General features: G+C 33.5%; 3 protein-coding genes. All 3 read left to right on the top strand.

Features of this window, described 5'->3' with window-relative positions; genetic code table 11:
* Positions 1-3: 3 nt before the first annotated feature.
* Positions 4-843 carry a CPBP family intramembrane glutamic endopeptidase gene (locus EPK97_RS18195; RefSeq protein WP_162038059.1) on the top strand — a complete coding sequence of 280 codons (840 nt, stop codon included), beginning with the start codon at positions 4-6 and terminating at the stop codon, positions 841-843.
* Between the two features lie 47 nt (positions 844-890).
* Positions 891-10,682 carry a non-ribosomal peptide synthetase gene (locus EPK97_RS18190; RefSeq protein ID WP_162038058.1) on the top strand — a complete coding sequence of 3,264 codons (9,792 nt, stop codon included), beginning with the start codon at positions 891-893 and terminating at the stop codon, positions 10,680-10,682.
* A 16-nt stretch (positions 10,683-10,698) separates the two neighbouring features.
* A partial coding sequence (locus EPK97_RS18185) for a non-ribosomal peptide synthetase (RefSeq protein WP_240903879.1) occupies positions 10,699-21,257 on the top strand: 10,559 nt, incomplete at its 3' end.

Raw genomic sequence — 21,257 nt, 5'->3', positions numbered from 1 at the left:
ATATTGGAAAACGGAACGAATAAAAGAGAAAAATTTTATCAAATGCTTGGTATATTGGTGATTTATATTGCCTTATATAGCGTAATTATTTTGTCTGTTGAATATTTTTATTATGAAAAATTAAATATTTCATTTTTAGAGTCTTTTATAAATGAAAATTTTGGTCCTTTATTTCTAATATTACATGATGTTATTGCTTTGCCAATTTACTTTATAATCATTTATTTTATGCATAAAAAAAGTTTATTTCAAATTAGTCAGTTTGTAAAAATTAAGAAAAAAACGGCAGCCCTTTGTTTATTATTAGGAGTAAGCATGGGAACTTGGGTGATGTCTATTACTCAAATTCCATACATAAAAGATTCATTTCCGATATTCCAAACATTATTTAAATTCTTATTATCCGGTAATGCAATTTTAGTTATTTTCTTTGTTGCACTGCATGCGATTTATAAAGAAATATTTTTTAGAGGCATGATCTTTAATCAATTAAGAAGTGTATTATGGTTACCTTTAGCTATTGTCATTAATGGTTTAATATACGGTTATTTATTTTTTCAATGGGATATTATACTTACAATTTACGGAATGTTAGGCGCTATTATTTTTAATTTGGTTTTCATCTGGTATGAATCAATTTGGGCAACGATTGCTATTGAATTTAGTTTATTCGCAACTTATTTCATTTTAAGAGAGATGAACTACGAATATGGTTGGACTTCTATCACGCTTATTTTTGTCAGTTCAATTGTATTAATTGGAACGATGGTTGCACTATGGAAGCAAAGACAGTCAACTTCAACGAGGCAAATTGAAACAGAAGCAGCAACTCCATCTACTTAACTTAAAATTAATTTTTATCATAAACTCAATTAACTAGGAGGGGTCACATGCTAGAGTTAAACTTACTAGAATCTAGTGAAGAGCAGCTAGACGAAAGTATTAAAGAGGTTTCCTTAAAGGATGTTGCCATCATAGGTATTTCAGCAAATTTACCTATGTCATCTGATCAAACAAAATTTTGGGAAAATTTAATGAATGGAAAAGATTGTGTCCATACCTTTCCCAAAAATCGATTGAAAGATATTCGCCCCTTAGTTCAAAAGGAAAATAATATGCAGTTTTATGAAGGTGCATATCTTGAGGAAATAGATAAATTTGATTATAAATTTTTTGGACTGTCTCCAAAAGAAGCAAGTTTAATGAATCCAAATCAACGTTTATTTTTAGAAACTACTTGGAAAACGATTGAAGATGCAGGATATGGAGGAGATAAGTTAAAAGGTAGCAAAACAGGAGTGTATGTGGGTTATAATGCAGATGCTTTTGTTGATTATAAAAACTTCATTGCTGAAGTTGAACCAGATGCTCTGTCTATGGCGATACCAGGGAATTTAACTTCTATTCTTGCAAGTAGAATTTCATATTTACTAGATTTAAAGGGTCCAGCTCTTTGTATTGATACGGCTTGTTCTTCTTCTTTGGTTGCTGTCCATGTTGCTTGCCAAGCGATTCAAAACGGCGATTGTGATCAGGCACTTGTAGGGAGTGTCAATGTAAATATTCTACCATTTGATAAAAATATTAAAATTGGGATAGAGTCCTCTGATGGAAGAGCTAGAACTTTTGATCATCAATCTGATGGTACGGGAACTGGTGAAGGTTCAATTGCATTATTGCTAAAACCATTAAGTAAAGCACAACAGGATAAGGATCATATCTATGCGGTGATAAAAGGTAGTGCAGTAAATCAGGATGGTAGCTCCATAGGCATTACAGCACCTAATGTCTTAGCCCAAGAAGAAGTTATAGTACAAGCTTTGCAGGATGCAGATGTTAATCCAGAAACGATTTCATATTTTGAGGCTCATGGAACTGGAACGAAATTAGGAGATCCAATTGAAATAGACGCAATAACAAGAGCCTATAGAAAATTCACAGATCAAAAACAGTTTTGTGCAATAGGTGCAGTAAAAACAAATATTGGCCATTTAGATAATGCAGCCGGTATAGCAGGGTTATTGAAAGCGGTTTTAGCTCTTCATCATGCCAAAATTCCACCAATGTTACATTTTAATCAATCTAACTCAGAAATTGATTTTATATCATCTCCTGTATTCATAAATAGTCAATTAAGAAAATGGGAGAAAACAGACTACCCTAGAAGAGCTGGTGTAAGTGCTTTCGGAATGAGTGGGACGAATTGTCACGTTATTTTAGAAGAGGAAAATGTATTTTCAGAAGTGATCGAAACGGAAGGTCAAGAAAACTTAATTAATCAATCTATAAATGTGTTTACATTATCTGCTAAAAGTAAAACTTCATTAAATAGTTTAATAAAACAATATAAAAATTTTATTACTAGAGAAGAATATGTGAATCTGAATGATCTATGTTATACAGCCAATACTGGTCGTGGACATTATACATATCGATTAGCAATGTTAATTACTGATGTAGAAGATTTTAAATTGAAATTAAATATGCTTGAAAAAGATAGCGGGATTAATCAAGATTATAAAAATGTATTTTATGGTGAACATAAAACAAAACATAGTGATAAAAAGAAAGTAGAATTCACTCCTTCATCTGATCAAAGAGAAGAAAAGGATTTAATAGAGACATGTATAGCATATGTACATGGAGAAGACATTGATTGGGAGTTGTTTTACGATGGTCAACATAGAAGAAAAATCAGCTTACCAACTTATTGTTTTGAAAATATTAGGTGTTGGTTAGAGCTGCCAGCAGTAGAAAATTTACAGCCAGAACCGCAGATTAAAAGCAAAGTAGAGAGAGAAGTTAAAATAATAGGAAGAGAAATAGACGAGTTAACTGAGGTAGAAAAAACGGTGGCGCAGGCATGGGGAGAAATTTTAGGTTTTAAAGAGATAGATATTCATGCTCCTTTTTATGATTTAGGAGGAGATTCAATCTTAGCCTTAAAAATAGTAAATCAAATCAGTCAGAAAAGTAACATTACAGTTAGCGTAACTGATTTGCTTCAACATGAAACAATACAAAAATTAGCGATATACATTCAAAATTCATTAGATCAACAATTAGAGGAAAGAGAAAAGATTGAAATCCCCAAAGTTGAATCTAGTGAAGTTTATCACTTATCTTCCGCTCAAAAAAGAATGTATATTTTACACCAGTTGGATGGTAAACAAACAAACTATAATATGCCTAAAGCAATGATCATAAAGGGTCAGTTAAATAAAGCAAAATTCGAAGAGGCTTTAAGAGGTTTAATTTCACATCATGAAAGTTTACGAACCTCATTTGAAATGGCTGATGGAGAACCAGTACAACGTATTCATACGCATATTGACTTCAATATAGATTATCAAAAAGCTGAGAAAGATGAAATTGATCATTTGATTTCTAGTTTTATTCAACCATTTGATTTAAGTCAGTCACCTTTGTTTAGAGTGAGTCTTATCCAGGTAGATGAAGAAGAACATCTTTTTCTATTTGATATTCATCATATTATTTCAGATGGTACATCCATGCATATCATAGTATCAGATTTCATTCAGTATTATGAAGAAAAAACAATGCCTAATCTCAGAATTCAATATAAGGATTATGCTCATTGGCAAAATGAACAAATAATTCAGGGCAAGTTAAAAAAAGAAGAACAATATTGGTCAAATCAATTTGCTGATGAGGTGCCGATATTAAATTTACCAACGGATTATGTAAGACCTGTGATGCAAAGTTTTGATGGAGATCGCATTGATTTCCATTGGGATAAAAAGATGACTGAAAAGGTTTATCAGCTTGCAAAGGAGACAAGTAGCACGGTTTATATGGTAATGTTAGCTGCTTTTACAACGATGCTATCTAAATATTCTGGTCAGGAAGATATAATAGTTGGCTCCCCAATAGCTGGTAGAATTCACATAGATATTGAACCTATTATGGGAATGTTTGCAAATACATTAGCGCTGCGAAATACTCCAAAAAGTAATAAGACATTTAAAGTTTTTTTACAAGAAGTAAAAGAAAGTGCACTTCATGCTATTGATCATCAGAACTATCCAATCGAAAATGTGATTGATAATTTATCTATACAGCGAGATACAAGTAGAAACCCGTTGTTTAGTGTTTTGTTCAACATGTTAAATATGGAGATACAGGAAATGAAATTAGAACACTTAAGTTTTCATCCTTATCCTATTAAAAATAAAGCATCTTATGCAGATATCATGTTGAATGTAATTGAAGAAGGAGATGGGTTTCTTCTCAGTACAGAATATTGTACAAAGTTATTTAAGAAAGAAACAATTCAACAAATGATTGATCACTTAGGATTATTAGTTGAACAAGTTGTTGAACAACCTGAAATCAAGCTTGGTGATATTGAATTACTATCTGAAAGAGAAGTACAAGATGAATTAAATAGATTTACTGAAACAACCATGAACTATCCACTGGAAAAGTCAGTTCATGCACTTTTTGAAGAACAAGTTGAAAAAACACCTGATCAAATAGCTGTAGTTTTTGGTGATATAAAGTTGTCCTATACTGAGCTTAATGCTAAAGCAAATCAAATTGCTTGGTATTTGAAACAAAATGGTGTGCGGACACAATCCATTGTTGGAATAATGGTAGAACGATCTCTGGATATGATCATAGGAGTATTAGGCATTTTAAAAGCCGGGGCAGCTTATGTTCCGATTGATCCAGATTACCCACAGGAACGAATTCAATACTTGTTACAACATTCCAATACGTCGGTACTACTGACACAACACCGTCTGCAAGCTAATCTAACGAATATTGAATCTATGGTTGTATGTATTGAAGATGTATTACACCAACAAGATTTACCAACACACAATTTAGAGTTGCCATATGATCCTGAACAGTTGATTTATGTGTTGTACACGTCAGGTTCTACAGGTAATCCAAAAGGGGTAATGGTAAAGTCCCATGCATTTGTAAATTTACTTCATTGGTATACATCTGAATTCCATATCCATGAACAAGATAAGTTATTGCTAATGGCACCATCCAGTTTTGACCTGGCACAAAAGAACTTGTTCAGTGCCTTGATTAAGGGTGGACAATTACATGTCTACTATCCAGGTTTGTATGATTATAATGTTATGTCGGACGTAGTTGCTCACAATGGGATTACCTTAATCAACTGTGCACCAAGTGCATTTTATCCTTTGATTGATTTTAATCATGATTCTCAGTTTGTTCGATTAAAAAGTCTAAGAAAAGTGTTTTTAGGTGGAGAGCCGATTAATATGAATAAACTACAGTCATGGCTATTCACAAATAAAGAGGTTGAATTGGTTAATACTTATGGACCAACGGAATGTACAGATGTATCTTCTTATTATCGTGTAAACAAACAAGATTATATCAAAACGAATGTACCTATTGGTAAAGCTGTTTATAATACAGAGTTATATGTCATGGATAAAAATTTAACTTTAATGCCGACTGGTGTTGCTGGAGAATTGTGTATAGGTGGAACAGGTTTAGCAAAAGGGTATTTTAACGCAGATGAAATAACATTGGAAAAATTTGTGGAAAACCCTTATAAATTAGGGGAGAAAGTATATCGTACGGGTGATTTAGTGAAAAGGTTACCTGATGGTAATCTTGAATATTTAGGTCGCATCGATTACCAAGTGAAAATCAGAGGCATGCGAATTGAATTAGAAGAGATTGAAAGTCGTCTTTTAGATCATAAAGACATCGAGGAATCGATCATCGTTGTAAAAGGAGAGGGAACGGATAAACAACTATGTGCTTATGTAGTATGTAATAAAGAATTAAATGTCACCCAATTAAGAGAATATTTATCGCAAAGTTTACCTGATTTTATGATCCCGGCCATTTTTGTTCAACTTGAACAAATGCCCTTAACTCCGAATGGAAAAGTTGATCGAAAGGCACTGCCTGAACCGGATATTAATAATAGAGTTGGTGTGGAATATGTTGCACCAACAAATGAACTAGAAAGTCAGCTTGTTTCCTTATGGGAAGAAGGACTTGGAGTGGAACCGGTTGGTATTAAAGATAATTTCTTTGAATTAGGCGGACATTCCTTATTTGCAGTACAGATCGTATCTAAGTTGCAAAAAAAATTAGGAATACAACTTACTCTAACGGATATCTTTACAAATACCTCAATTGAAAAGTTGGTTAAGAGAATAGAGGAATTAGATGAGAGAAATTATTCACCAATCCCTCAGGTTGAATCTAAAGAAGTTTATTCGCTATCGTCTGCACAAAAAAGGATGTTTGTACTACAACAATTAGAAAGCTCGACAAGTTATAATTTGCCTTCTGTTTTGAGAATCAAGGGGAATTTAGAGCGGAGTCGATTTGAGCATGTTTTGAAATCCCTAATAAAACGTCATGAAAGTTTGAGGACATCATTTGAAATGATCGAGGGAGAACCAGTACAACGTATTCATGATGAAATTAATTTAGATATTACTTATAAGAAAGTAGTGAGACATGAAGTAGATCAAGTGGTTTCATCATTTATTCAACCTTTTAATTTAAGTCAAGCACCATTGTTTCGAGTAAGCCTTATACAAGTTGATTTTGAGGAATATATTTTCTTATTCGATATGCACCATATTATCTCAGACGGTACTTCCATGAACATACTTATTAAGGACTTTGTTCAACTATATGAAGGAAATAGTCTTTCTGAGTTACACATTCAATATAAAGATTTTGCTGCATGGCAAATTGAACAGACGTCAACAGATAGAATGAAGATACAGAAACAGTATTGGTTGGAGCGTTTTTCTGATGAAATTCCTGTACTTAACTTACCTACGGATTATATAAGACCTGTAATGCAAAGTTTTGAAGGGGACCGTGTTGATTTTCATTGGGGTAAAAATATTACTAACAAACTTACGCGATTAGCGAAAGAAACAGATTCTACCTTATACATTGTATTGTTAACGGCTTACACAACACTTTTATCTAAATATACAGGTCAGGAAGATATTATTGTAGGTTCTCCAGTTGCAGGAAGAGCTCATCCAGATATAGAGCCCGTAATGGGAATGTTTGTTAATACCTTAGCTATGCGAAATGCACCAGAAGGTCACAAAACATTTAAAAAACTTTTAGAAGAAGTAAAAATGAATGTGCTTTGTGCAATTGAAAATGAAAGTTATCCATTAGAAGAGTTAATTGATTCTCTGAACTTACAAAGAGATACAAGCCGAAACCCATTGTTTAGTGTTTTATTCAATATGTTAAATGTGGAATTACGTGAAATGAATCGTGAGGGTTTAAATTTTACTCCGTATCCTATTGAGAATAAAGTTGCCAAATTTGACCTTACATTGACAGTGATAGAAGAAGCTGAAGAACTTTTCTTGAGTATGGAATATTGTACAAAGTTATTTAAAAAAGAAACAATTGAACGGATGGTTAATCATCTTGAAATATTTGTGAGACAAATTTTAGAACAACCTAAAATTAGAATTAGAGACATTGATATTCTACCTAAACAAGAAAAGCATCAGTTGTTAGTCGAGTTTAACAATACATCAAATGAATATCCAAAGGGGCAAATGATACATGGGTTATTTGAGAAGCAAGTAGAGAAAACACCAAATAATATTGCTGTGGTATATGAAGATCAACAGTTGACTTATAGAGAATTAAATGAAAAAGCGAATCAACTCGCACGAACATTAAGAGAAAAATCGATTCAATCAGAGACTATTGTTGGAATCATGGCAGAAAGATCAATAGAAATGATCATAGGTATTTATGCAATCCTCAAAGCTGGAGGTGCCTATTTACCTATTGATCCAAATTATCCTGAGGAAAGAATACACTTCATCATACAGGACAGTGGAATTAATACACTGTTAGTTCAAGATGAGTGGATGTTCAATCCAACGAATGATTTAGACGTTGTGAACTTAAAAGATGAAAGCATATATCACTTGGATAAGAATAATTTGGACAATAATGCAGAAAATAGCCAATTAGCGTATGTCATTTATACTTCTGGATCAACAGGAAATCCAAAGGGAGTTCTGGTAGAACACAAAAGTGTGATAAATACACTGTTAGGTATGCAGGATGCATATCCATTAATTGAAAAAGATACCTATTTATTGAAAACAACATATACATTTGATGTATCGGTTACAGAGTTGTTTGGATACTACCTGTGTGGTGGTAAACTAGCCATATTAAAAAATGGTAAGGAAAAAGATCCTTATGAAATTTTAAGTAGTATTGAAAAATATAATGTAACTCATATTAATTTTGTACCTTCTATGTTTAATAGTCTACTCAGTATATTAAATCGAGAAAATATCAGTATGTTCAATGTATTAAAGTATGTATTTTTAGCAGGTGAAGCCGTCCCAAGTAACATAGCAGATGATTTCTATAAACTAACTAGCCAGGTAGAACTTAAAAATATTTATGGTCCCACGGAAACGACGATCTATGCAACCAAACATGAAATCACGCATCAGGTAGGCGTTAACGTACCCATAGGTAGACCTTTAAACAATGTACAATGTTACATTTTGGATGAATATTCAAATTTATGTCCTGTTGGTGTTGCTGGAGAATTACACATCTCAGGAGTGGGAGTAGCTAGAGGTTACTTAAATCGCTCTGAATTAACAAAAAAACAATTTGTGGAGAATCCTTATCAACCAGGAGGGAAATTGTACAAAACAGGTGATTTAACTCGTTGGTTATCTGATGGAAGTATTGAATATTTGGGAAGATTAGATCACCAGGTGAAAATCCGAGGATTCCGTATTGAGTTGGGGGAGATAGAACATCAGCTATTACAACATTCAGAGATTAATGAGTGTTTAGTCACTGTAAAAGAAGGTGAAGCGGGAGACAAAACCTTATGTGCTTACTTAATTTGTAACCGAAAAATGAATATGAAGGAATTAAGAGAATATGCATCAACCTCTTTGCCTGATTATATGATTCCAACCTATTTTATACAATTAGAAGAAATGCCATTAACTTCAAGTGGAAAAATAGATCGGAAATCCTTGCAAGAACCTGAGGTCATCCTGAATTCAGACATAGAGTATCTAGCTCCAAGGAATGATTTAGAAAATCAGCTTGTATATTTATGGGAAACAATACTTGGGATAGAAGGGATAGGCATTCAACATAACTTTTTTGAGTTAGGTGGACATTCTTTAAAAGCTCTTCAGTTCATTTCGATGATGCATAAAGAGATGAAAATTTTAATGAGTTTAAATGAACTATTTATGAATCCTACCATAGAACAGTTAAGCAGACGAATTCAACAATTAGATAAGAGTGAGTTTGTTTCAATTCCACAGGCTGAATCAAAAGAATTGTATCCTTTATCACCGTCTCAAAAACAACTTTTTGTGTTGCAGCAACTTGATGTCAACAATACAAGTTATAACATTCCTTCAGTAATGGTGATGAAAGGTGTGTTAAATCGAACTAAATTTGAGGAAGCTGTTCATGAACTTGTTCTTCGTCACGAAAGTTTGAGAACTACATTTGAGATGAAAGATGAGGAACCAGTTCAGCGTGTACATGATCAAATAAATTATGAGATTAATTTTAGATCATTAGTAGAAATAGAATTGAATGAATTCATGTCTGAGCTGATAAAACCATTTCGTTTAAGTGAAGGTCCATTATTTCGAGTCGTTCTCATTGAGAAACATAAAGAAGAACATCTCTTTTTCATTGATATGCATCACATTATCGCAGATGGTGTTTCTATCAATATATTAGTTAAGGATTTTATCAAGTTATATCAGAAAACAACTCTACCAGAGCTGCGAATCCAGTATAAAGACTACGCAGTATGGAAAAATGAACAATTTAATACAACCCATATGAATGCCCAGGAAAAGTTTTGGTTGGAACGTTATAAAGGAGAAATACCTATACTGAATTTGCCAACAGATTTTGAAAGACCTAAATTGCAAAGTTTTGAAGGAGATCAAATTAAGTTTAAATTAGAAAAAGAAGTAGTTGAACAATTGAGAGAAGTTTTACAAACGTCAGAAAGCACGATGTTTATGTTACTTCTAACCATTTACAATGTTTTATTGTATAAAATTACTGGACAGGAAGATATCATTGTAGGAACTCCTGTTGCGGGTAGAGCACATGCTGACCTTAATCAAGTGATGGGTGCCTTTGTAAATACTTTAGCCATGCGAAATTTTCCTAAAGGGGATAAAACAATCAGAAGTCTATTATCTGAAGTGAAAGAAGAGTCCATTACTGCTTTCTCCAACCAAGAGTATCCTTTTGAAAAGTTAGTTGAGGAATTAGATATGGATCGTGATTTAAGTCGCAATCCTTTGTTTGATACGATGTTTGTATTTCAAAATTTTGATCAAGAAAAATTAATTATGAATGATATCGAAATTGAACCCTCTGAACTACAAACAACGATTTCAAAATTTGATTTGATGTTGGTAGTAAATGAGGAAGATGATAAATTATCTTTCAATGTGGAATATGCAACACAGCTTTTTACAAAAGCAACTATACAGAAAATATTTAAACATTATGAACATCTACTTAACAACATTACTCAAAATTTAGACATCAAAATAGATGAGATTGAGGGGGACTTTCATTCTAGAAAAGAGAAAATTAAAACAGATATATATGAAGCCCCATTTCAATTTTAAAGCGGAGGGATACAGAATGTTACTATATGATAAAAAAAGAATAAAGGAACGAGAATATTGGATGTCTAAGTTATCAGATTGGAATACAGAGACTTATATTCCCTTTTATTCTTCCAATGTAATGAAACAAAGTGATGTGGAAAATGAATCCACAATTCAAACAAAAGTTAACGATATGACATATCATAAACTTTTGAAGATTTGTAATCATTCTGATCAACTTTTGTTCATCTTTATCCTGTCGGCAGTTAAAATATGTATTTATAAATATACAGGAATAAATCATATTACCATTGGAACTACTTTAGATAAAACATTCGAAGATCAAGAGAAAGATCATCTTTTTTTAGCGATATGTGATTCAGTAGATTCTGAAAAAAGTTTTAGAGATTTAGTGTTAGAGGTTCAAAGCTCAATCGTTGGAGCCTATAAACATGCTAATTATCCACTGAATCGTATTTTAGAGGATTTAAAGTTGAAAATTCCAATGAATGAAAATAAAACATTTGAAGTGGCTGTTTTGTATGAAAACATCCATGATTTACAGTCTGCTGAAATGATTGATAGTCATGTGAAAATAATTATAAATAACGATAATCACCTATACTTAACTGTAAATTATAACGAGAATGAATACTCAATGATTGATATGGAGCGATTTTCAAAACATGTGGAACATATTTTGTCCCAAGTTGTAGAAAATCCAACTATCACATTGAGAGAAGTTGAATTGGTAACAAGTGAAGAAAAAGAGCAGATATTGCATCAATTTAATAATGAAAAATTGGATTTTTCCAAAGAAATAACCATTCATGAGTTGTTTGAGGCTCAGGTAGAGAAAACACCAGATGAGGTTGCGGTTGTGTTTGAAGAACAAAAGCTGACCTATAAACAATTAAATGAAAAAGCAAATCAATTGGCACAAAGTTTAAATAACAAAGGTGTACAGGCTAATGAATTAGTTGCTATTATGGCAGACCGTTCTCTAGAAATGATCATAGGGATATTAAGCATTCTTAAAGCAGGTGCAGCCTATGTACCCATAGATCCGTCACATCCAGAACAAAGAATTCAGTATATGTTAAAAGACAGTCGTTCCAAATGGGTTTTAACTCAAACTCGCTACTTCAATCAAATTAAGATTGAAGATGGAGAGGTCATAGATTTAGAGAACAAGGAGTTATACCAAGGTGATTCAAACAATAGACTTTCAATGACTAAATCTCATGATCTAGCCTATGTTATTTATACTTCAGGTTCTACAGGGGAACCTAAAGGAGTGATGGTAGAGCACTTGGCTCTACACAACTTTATTGAGGCTATATATGATCAATTTAATAGACAAATAGACGTTAAGGATAGATGTTTAAGCTTAACAAATATTTCCTTTGATGTAAGTGTAGGTGAAATTTTTTTACCTTTGATGTTGGGTGCTCGCCTTGTTTTGTTTGATTTTCATAAAACACTAGATATCCATTTGTTACAACAAACGATTATAAATGAGGACATCACCTTTGCTTACATTCCACCAACAATTTTACCTGAATTAGCCCAATTATTAGAAACTAATCAACACGTGTCACTTAATAAGATGTTAGTAGGAGTTGAACCAATTAAAGACGAAGTATTAGATAAATATATGATGCTTAACGATTCCATGCAAATCATAAATGGTTATGGACCAACGGAAGCTACTATTTGTTCTAATTTTTATAAATTTGGCTCTCATAAAGTAGTGGGTAGGAATGTGCCTATTGGAAAACCTCTAGTTAATAATCAAATCTATCTGCTAGATTCTAATGACCAGTTAGTACCTGTTGGTGTTCCTGGTGAACTGTGTATATCTGGATTCGGATTAGCCAGAGGTTATTTATTTAAACCTGAAATTACAGCAGATAAATTTGTTTCTAACCCTTTTCATCAAGGAGAGCGGATGTACCGAACGGGTGATTTAGCGAGATGGTTGCCAGATGGAAATATTGAATATTTAGGACGTATTGATTTTCAGGTTAAAATTAGAGGTTATCGTATAGAATTAGGGGAAATTGAAAGTCAGCTTTTAAAACATCCAGAAATCATTGAATCTGTCGTCATGGTTCAAGATGATGAATTAGGGGACAAAAATTTATGTGCTTATGTTGTTTGCAAAAAAGAAATGAATTCAACTCAGTTAAGAGCACATTTGTCACAATCTTTACCAGAATATATGGTTCCAACTTATTTTGTGAAAATAGAAAAAATACCTCTAACACCAAATGGGAAGATCAATCGAAAAGCGCTTCCTAAACCAGAGAATAATACAAATGTACAGTACATTGCTCCAAGTAATGAAATGGAAAGTGATTTAGTTAGATTGTGGGAAGGGATTTTAGGAACAAAAAGTCTCGGTGTTCAAAATAATTTTTTTGAATTTGGTGGTCATTCTTTAAAAGCAGTGCAGATGATCTCTAAAATTCATAAAGAAATGGGTATATCATTAACTTTAAAAGACCTTTTTTCACATCCAACCATAACAGAGCTTGCTTTACATATTCAACAATTGGAAAAAAGTGAATTTTCATCAATCCCTCAGATAGAAAAAAGGGAAACTTATCCTGTTTCTTCAGCACAAAAAAGAATGTATATTTTGCAACAAATGGAAAAAACAAATAATAGTTATAATATGCCTTTGATGATGACAATTAAGGGTGACATAAATCGAACTCGATTTGAAAATGCCATCAGAGGCTTGATTTCTCGTCATGAAAGTTTGCGCACATCATTTGAAATGGAAGCGGGAGAACTTGTTCAGCGAGTTCATTTACCTATGAACATTGAGATATCTTATGAAAGAACGGATATACATGAACTAGATGATCTTGTATCTAGGTTTATTCAACCCTTTGATTTAACACAAGTGCCACTGTTTAGAATAGGTCTTATCCAAACGGTTCAAGATGAACATCTCTTTTTATTGGATATGCATCATATTATCTCAGACGGCTTCTCCATGAACATCTTGGTACAAAATTTTGTGCAGTTATATGAAGGAGTAGATCTTCCTCCTCTAAGAGTTCAATATAAGGAGTTTGCAGTTTGGCAGAATGAGTTGTTTGAGACAAAACAAATGGAAAAACAAAAACAATATTGGTTAAATCAATTTGCAGGTGAATTACCTGTGTTAAATCTACCAACTGATTACTTAAGACCTTCAATACAAAGTTTTGAAGGAGACCATATTGAATTTCATTGGGATTATACGTTCACAAATAAAATAAATCAACTTGCTCAAAAAACAAATACAACACTTTACATGGTGTTGTTATCAGCTTATACCATTTTATTGTCCAAATACTCTGGGCAGGAAGACATTATCGTAGGCTCACCGATTGCAGGAAGAAACCATGTAGATCTAGATCCAATTGTGGGTATTTTTGTAAATACATTGGCTATGAGAAATCAACCTGAGGGGATCAAGTCATTCAACGCCTTTTTAGCGGAAGTGAAAGAAAATACATTGAGAGCGATAGAAAATGAGAGTTATCCGTTGGAAGAGTTAATAGAAAACTTAGACTTAAAAAGGGATATGAGTAGAAATCCATTGTTTAGCGTGTTATTTAATATGTTAAATATGGAACAGCAGGAAGTGGAGTTAGAAGATTTAAGCTTTCAACCATACCCAATGAAGAGCAGAATTTCAAAATTTGATATGACTTTAACGGTGATAGAAGATAATGAGGAGCTTTCCTTCAAATTGGAATATTGTTCAAAACTCTTTAAAAAAGAAACAATGGAACGGATGGTTCATCATCTGGGATTATTAGTTGAGCAATTAGCAACTAATCCTGATAAATTAATACAGGATCTGGACATGTTAACTGAACAAGAAAAACATCAGTTGTTGGTGCAATTCAATGATACATCCGAAAATTATTGTAAATATAAAACCATTCATGAGCAGTTTGAGGAACAGGCAGCAAAAACTCCAAATAACATTGCTGTGGTGTTTGAAGATCAGAAGTTGACGTATCAACAACTGAATGAAAAGGCAAATCAACTTGCAAATGTACTAAGAAATAAGGGAGTACAAGCGGACGAACTGGTAGGTATGATGGTAGAACGTTCCTTGGAAATGATTATAGGAATTTATGGGATATTAAAGGCTGGGGGCGCTTATGTCCCCATTGATCCAGGCTCCCCCAAAGAGCGAATAGAGTATATGTTGAAGAATAGTGGGAGCAATATACTGCTAACTACAGAAAAATTGTTGGGTGACATAGAGTTTGATGGACAGACCTTAGATTTGTTAAACAAGGAATTATTTATAGGGGATTCATTTAATTTAGAAACAATAAATAATGCAAGTCATTTAGCCTATGTTTTATACACTTCCGGAACAACAGGTAACCCTAAAGGGGTAATGATTGAGCATAACAGTGTGAACAATCTGGTGTTAGCATTAAATAAGAGTATTTACTCCATGTATAACAATGAACTAAATGTTGCATTGGTAGCACCGTATTATTTTGATGCATCTGTAAAACAAATATTTGTAGCTTTAACAAAAGGTCATACATTACATCTAGTTCCTGAGAATACAAGAAATAATGGGGAAGAACTATTAAACTTTTATGAAAAAAACAGTATAGATATATCTGACGGCACCCCCATTCATATAAGTATGATGAGTTACTTCATAGAAAATAGAGAAGAGTGTAAACTCAAACATTTAATCATTGGCGGAGAGATTCTAAACATTAAGCAAGTTAGACAGGTATTAAATGGGTTTTCTGATGTGAGGATAACGAATGTATACGGTCCAACAGAATGTACTGTGGATACAACTACCTATTTAGTTCAAGGAAATGAAAGTAATATACCTATTGGAAAACCCATCGCAAATTCGAGAATTTATATTGTAGATAAATTTAACAATCTACTTCCAATAGGAGTAAGTGGACAACTTTGCATAAGTGGTAGTGGAGTAGCAAGAGGATATTTGAATCTCCCTGAATTCACAGCAGAAAAATTTGTTTCGAATCCGTATAAACCAGGAGAACTAATGTATCAAACTGGGGATTTAGCCAGATGGACATCTGATGGGAATATTGAATATTTAGGACGAATTGATCATCAAGTGAAAATAAGGGGATTTCGCTTTGAGTTGGGAGAAGTTGAAAGCCACCTTCTTAAACATTCAGAAATCATGGAGTCAGTTGTTACTGTAAAAGAAAATGGAACAGGAGAAAAAACACTATGTGCTTATTTGATTTGTAATACACAAGTGAATTCTGCACAGTTAAGAGAATGTTTATCCAAGTTTTTGCCAGAATATATGATTCCATCCTTTTTCGTTCAATTAGAAAAAATGCCTTTAACTCCGAATGGGAAAATTGATCGAAAAGCTCTACCACAACCTGAAGGTATCATGAATACCGGAATAGAGTATGTCGCTCCAAGAAATGAATTAGAAAGCCAGCTAGTATCTTTGTGGGAAAAAGTGCTTGGTGTTGATGGTATAGGCATTCAACATAACTTCTTTGAGATGGGTGGACATTCGTTAAAGGCAGTGCAATTAATCTCCATCATCCAAAAAGAGATGGAGGTGTCGGTTAGCTTAAAGGATATATTTGAACATCCTACCATAATACAACTAGCTAAATGTTTGCAGCAATTAGATAAACTTCAAATGAAGTCTTTACGACAAGCTGAAACACGAGAAGTATATCCCACATCATCAGCGCAAAAACGATTGTATGTGTTACAACAGTTAGAAGGCGCTGACAAAAGTTATAACATGCCTTCAGTTATGGAGATTAAAGGTGATTTAAATAGAGCAAGATTTGAAAAGGCGATTTATGGTTTAATTTCTCATCATGAAAGCTTACGCACCTCATTTGAAGTGGTTGAGGGAGAACCTGTTCAGCGTATTCATTCAGAAATAGATTTTGAGATTAGTTATAAAAAAGCAGAAGAACTTGAATTGGGAACACTGACATCAGCATTTGTACAGTCTTTTGATTTAACAGAAGCCCCATTGTTAAGAGTGAGTCTTATTGAAATAAACAAAGAAAAACATTTCTTTTTATTGGACATGCATCATATTATCTCTGACGGCACTTCTATGAATATCCTGCTTCAAGATTTTGTACAGCTTTATGAAGGAAACGAATTGCCGTCTTTAAGAGTTCAATATAAGGATTTTGCAGTTTGGCAGGACGAGTTGTTTACAACAGGACAGATGGAAAAACAAAAACAATATTGGTTAACTCAATTTGCAGATGAACTCCCTGTATTAAATTTGCCAACGGACTATACAAGACCGCCTATGCAGAGCTTCGAAGGGGATCATCTTGATTTTCGCTTGAATCAAACGGTAACTTCTAAGCTTAAACAGATGGCAATACAAACAAACACTACGATGTATATGATTATGATGGCAGCATATACTACTTTGTTATACAAATATACCGGTCAGGAAGATATTATAGTAGGTTCACCTGTCGCTGGTAGAAATCATACAGATATAGAACCGATCATGGGGATGTTTGTAAATACATTAGCGATGCGAAATGCTCCAAAAGGTCATAAATCATTTCAGTCCTTCTTAGAAGAGGTAAAAGAAAATACGTTACAAGGGATTGAAAATGACAGTTACCCGTTAGAAGAGTTGATTGAAAACTTAGACCTACAGAGAGATACGAGTAGAAATCCATTGTTTAATGTCATGTTTAATATGTTAAATATGGAATTTGAGGATATGAAGCTTGAGAGTTTGAGTATGCACTCGTACCCACTGGAGAATAAGGTGTCTCAATTTGATATGACTTTAAGTGTGGCTGAAGAAGCTGGAGAAATCCAGTTAAATGTAGAATATTGCACAAAATTATATAAAAGAGAAACAATAGAACGTCTGATTGTTCATTTTAGTTTGTTAATAGAACAAATAGTAGAACAACCTGAAATCAAACTTGATGATATTGATATTATATCGAAACAAGAAAAATATCAGTTATTAGTGGAATTTAACGATACAAAAGTTGAATATTCTAAAGAAAAAAACGTAATTGATTTGTTTGATGAACAATTAAAGTTGAATCCAACAAATAAAGCCATTGTGCATGCGGATGAAGAAATAACATATGAAGATTTGGACAAAAAGGTAAATTCAATAGCACAGTTTCTAATTCATGAGGGAGTGAAAACTGAAACTATTGTGAGTCTAATGTTAGAAAGATCAATTGAAATGATAGCTTCTATACTTGCCATTCATAAAGTAGGAGGAGTTTACTTACCTATTGATAGCAGTTATCCCACTGAGAGAATAAAACATGTATTAAATGATAGCAAAAGTCATTATTTAATTACAGACCGTAAAACGATTGAAACCATGAATTTAGATTTTTCAGGGAAATTAATATATATAACAGACATAATAGATGAGTTAACTGCTCAGAATGTTATAAACAAAGTCGGAATTAGAACAAATCATTTAGCCTATATCTTATATACTTCAGGAAGTACTGGTTTGCCAAAAGGTGTTATGGTAGAGCATTTAAGTTTAACAAATCAAGTGCTGGGATTAATTCAAGATCATGGATATTACAAAATGAAAAACCACATGTTGTATAGTAAATCCATATTTGATGTATCTTTACAACACATATATACAGCACTATGTAGTGGAGCATGTTTACACTTAATGACGGTAGAAATGGAATCGAACTATGATGTTCTTTATCGATATGTACAAAATAATCATATTGAATTCATTGATATGGTACCTGCGCAAATGGAACATATAGTTAAGAACCTAGAACCTGACACTGCAACTCCTCGTTTCGTTTTGGGAGGCGAAGCATTTCATGGATCACTATATAAAAAGTTAGTGGAATATGTGAATGCAGATCAAATTTTTAATATGTACGGTCCTACAGAAACTACTATTAATGCATTGATTTATCAGTGCAGAGAGAATGATAGTAGGGCTATCATATCGATAGGAAAACCAATGAGAAATTATCAGGCGTTCATATTAGATATTAATCTAAATCTGCTTCCAATCGGAGTGGTAGGAGAGTTGTGCATTAGTGGGGACGGTTTAGCTCGTGGTTATTTGAATCAACCAGAGTTAACGAATGAAAAATTTGTAGCACACCCCTTTGAGCTTGAGAAAAGGATATACCGTACAGGTGACTTGGCAAAGTGGTTACCTGATGGAAATATTGAATTTATAGAACGAATAGATCAACAAGTGAAGATTAGGGGCAATCGAATCGAATTAGGGGAAATTGAGTCCAATATCAGTGAACAGATTGGCGTTCAAGAGGCGGTTGTGCTTCATAAAATAGATAAGTTTGATAATAGTTACCTTTGCGGGTTTGTTGTTATAGAAACATCAACATCTGTTGACAAAATAGTGGAGGGCTTGTATGAAAAACTTCCCTCTCACATGATTCCTTCATATATGGTAGAGGTGGATAGAATCCCACTTACATCAAATGGGAAAATAGATCGGAATTCACTTTTGAAAATGGAAGTTTCATATACAAAAGTCGAAGAATATGTAGCACCAAGCAATAAACTAGAAAGTCAACTTGTATCTTTGTGGGAAGAAGTGCTTGATATAAAAACTGTTGGAATCAAAGATAACTTCTTTGAATTAGGTGGTCATTCCATTAAAGCAGTACAAATTGTTACAAAGTTGCATAAAGAAATGAACGTCAATTTGACATTAAGAGATATTTTTACTTTCCCAACGATTGAACAGTTTTCAAAACGAATACAACAATTAGATCAACATCAATATCATTTCATTCCACAACTTGAGCAACTGCAAACATTCCCAGCCTCTTCGGCTCAAAAACGAATGTATGTGTTACAGCAATTAGAAGAACACAATACCAGTTATAATATGCCCTCTGTTATGACAATCACCGGGGATTTAAACCAGAAGCGTTTTGAAAAAGCAATGGATGCTTTAGTGGAACGTCATGAAAGTTTAAGAACCTCCTTTGAAATGCTAGAGGATGAGCTGGTACAACGAGTCCATGATCAAGTAGACGTTGAGATTCAATATACGAAAGCTCAGCATCACGAACTAGAGAGACTAGACTCAGGGTTTATTCAACCCTTTAAGTTGGGTCGAGCCCCATTGTTTAGAGTGCAATTGATCCAATATGATACAGACCAACATCTATTTGTATTTGATATGCATCATATTATCTCAGATGGGACTTCGATGAACCTATTAATTCAAGACTTTATACAGTTATATGAAGGAATAGATCTTCCAGATCTACGAATACAATATAAGGATTTTGCGGTTTGGCAAAATGAAATGTTCGCAACCAAGGAGATGGAGAAACAAAAGCAATACTGGTTAGATCAATTTTCTGACGAGTTGCCCGTGTTGAATCTACCAACAGATTATATGAGACCATCCATTCAGAGTTTTGAAGGAGATCATCTTCATTTTAAGTTGGATAAAAGGATGACCACCAAACTGGGTGAGTTGGCTAAAGAAACAAACACGACCCTTTATATGATTTTGTTAGCAATATACACGATTCTGTTGTCCAAATATGCAGGTCAAGAAGATATTATCGTAGGCTCCCCAACTGCAGGAAGAACCCATGTTGATACAGAGCCGGTTGTTGGCATGTTTGTTAATACATTAGTCATTCGTAATGTAGCAGAAGCAGACAAAACATTCACATCCTTTTTAACTGAAGTGAAGGAAAATACATTACGGGCTATCGAAAATGAAAACTATCCATTGGAAGATCTACTTGAAAGTCTAAACTTAACGAGGGATATGAGCAGAAATCCATTATTCAGTGTCATGTTTAACATGTTAAACATAGAGATGAAAGAAATGAAGGTGGACAACCTAAGTTTTAAACCTTATCCACTGGAAAGTCATATTTCAAAATTTGACCTGACACTAACGGTAAGAGAAGAGTCCGATGGGCTATTACTTAATATCGAATATTGCACGAAATTGTTTAAACAAGATACGATCGAAAGGATGATCACACACCTAAGTTTATTAACAGAACAGATTATAGAGAAACCAGAAGCTACATTGGGTGAGTTTGACATGTTAACTGAGCAAGAAAAACAGCAGCAGTTAGTAGAGTTGAATGATACGACTGTAGATTATCCTAAACATAAAACGATGATTCAACTACTTGAAGAGCAAGTAGAAAAAACACCTAATCACGTGGCAGTCGAATTTGAAGATCAACGGTTGACGTATGAAGAATTAAATGGACGGGTGAATCAACTAGCTCGAATGTTGAAAAACAAAGGGATAGGGCCTGATCAATTAGTTGCCATTATGGTGGAGCACTCCATAGAGATGATTATCGGGGTATTAGGAATTATGAAAGCTGGGGGAGCTTATGTACCGATTGATCCAACATACCCAACAGATAGAATCCTCTACATGCTTGAAGATACAAATTGTAGGTTATTACTTGTAACGAATGAAACGAACGATATAGTTCAATTTACAGGTGAAGTCATGAACCTGAATGATTCTAATTTATATCGAGGCATGACATCAAACCTAGAAGTTATAAATCAACCAAA

Origin of the sequence: Chengkuizengella sediminis (assembly GCF_010078385.1) — a bacterium.
GTDB classification, from domain to species: domain Bacteria; phylum Bacillota; class Bacilli; order Paenibacillales; family KCTC-33759; genus Chengkuizengella; species Chengkuizengella sediminis.
This window is presented reverse-complemented; position numbering and strand designations above follow the sequence as displayed.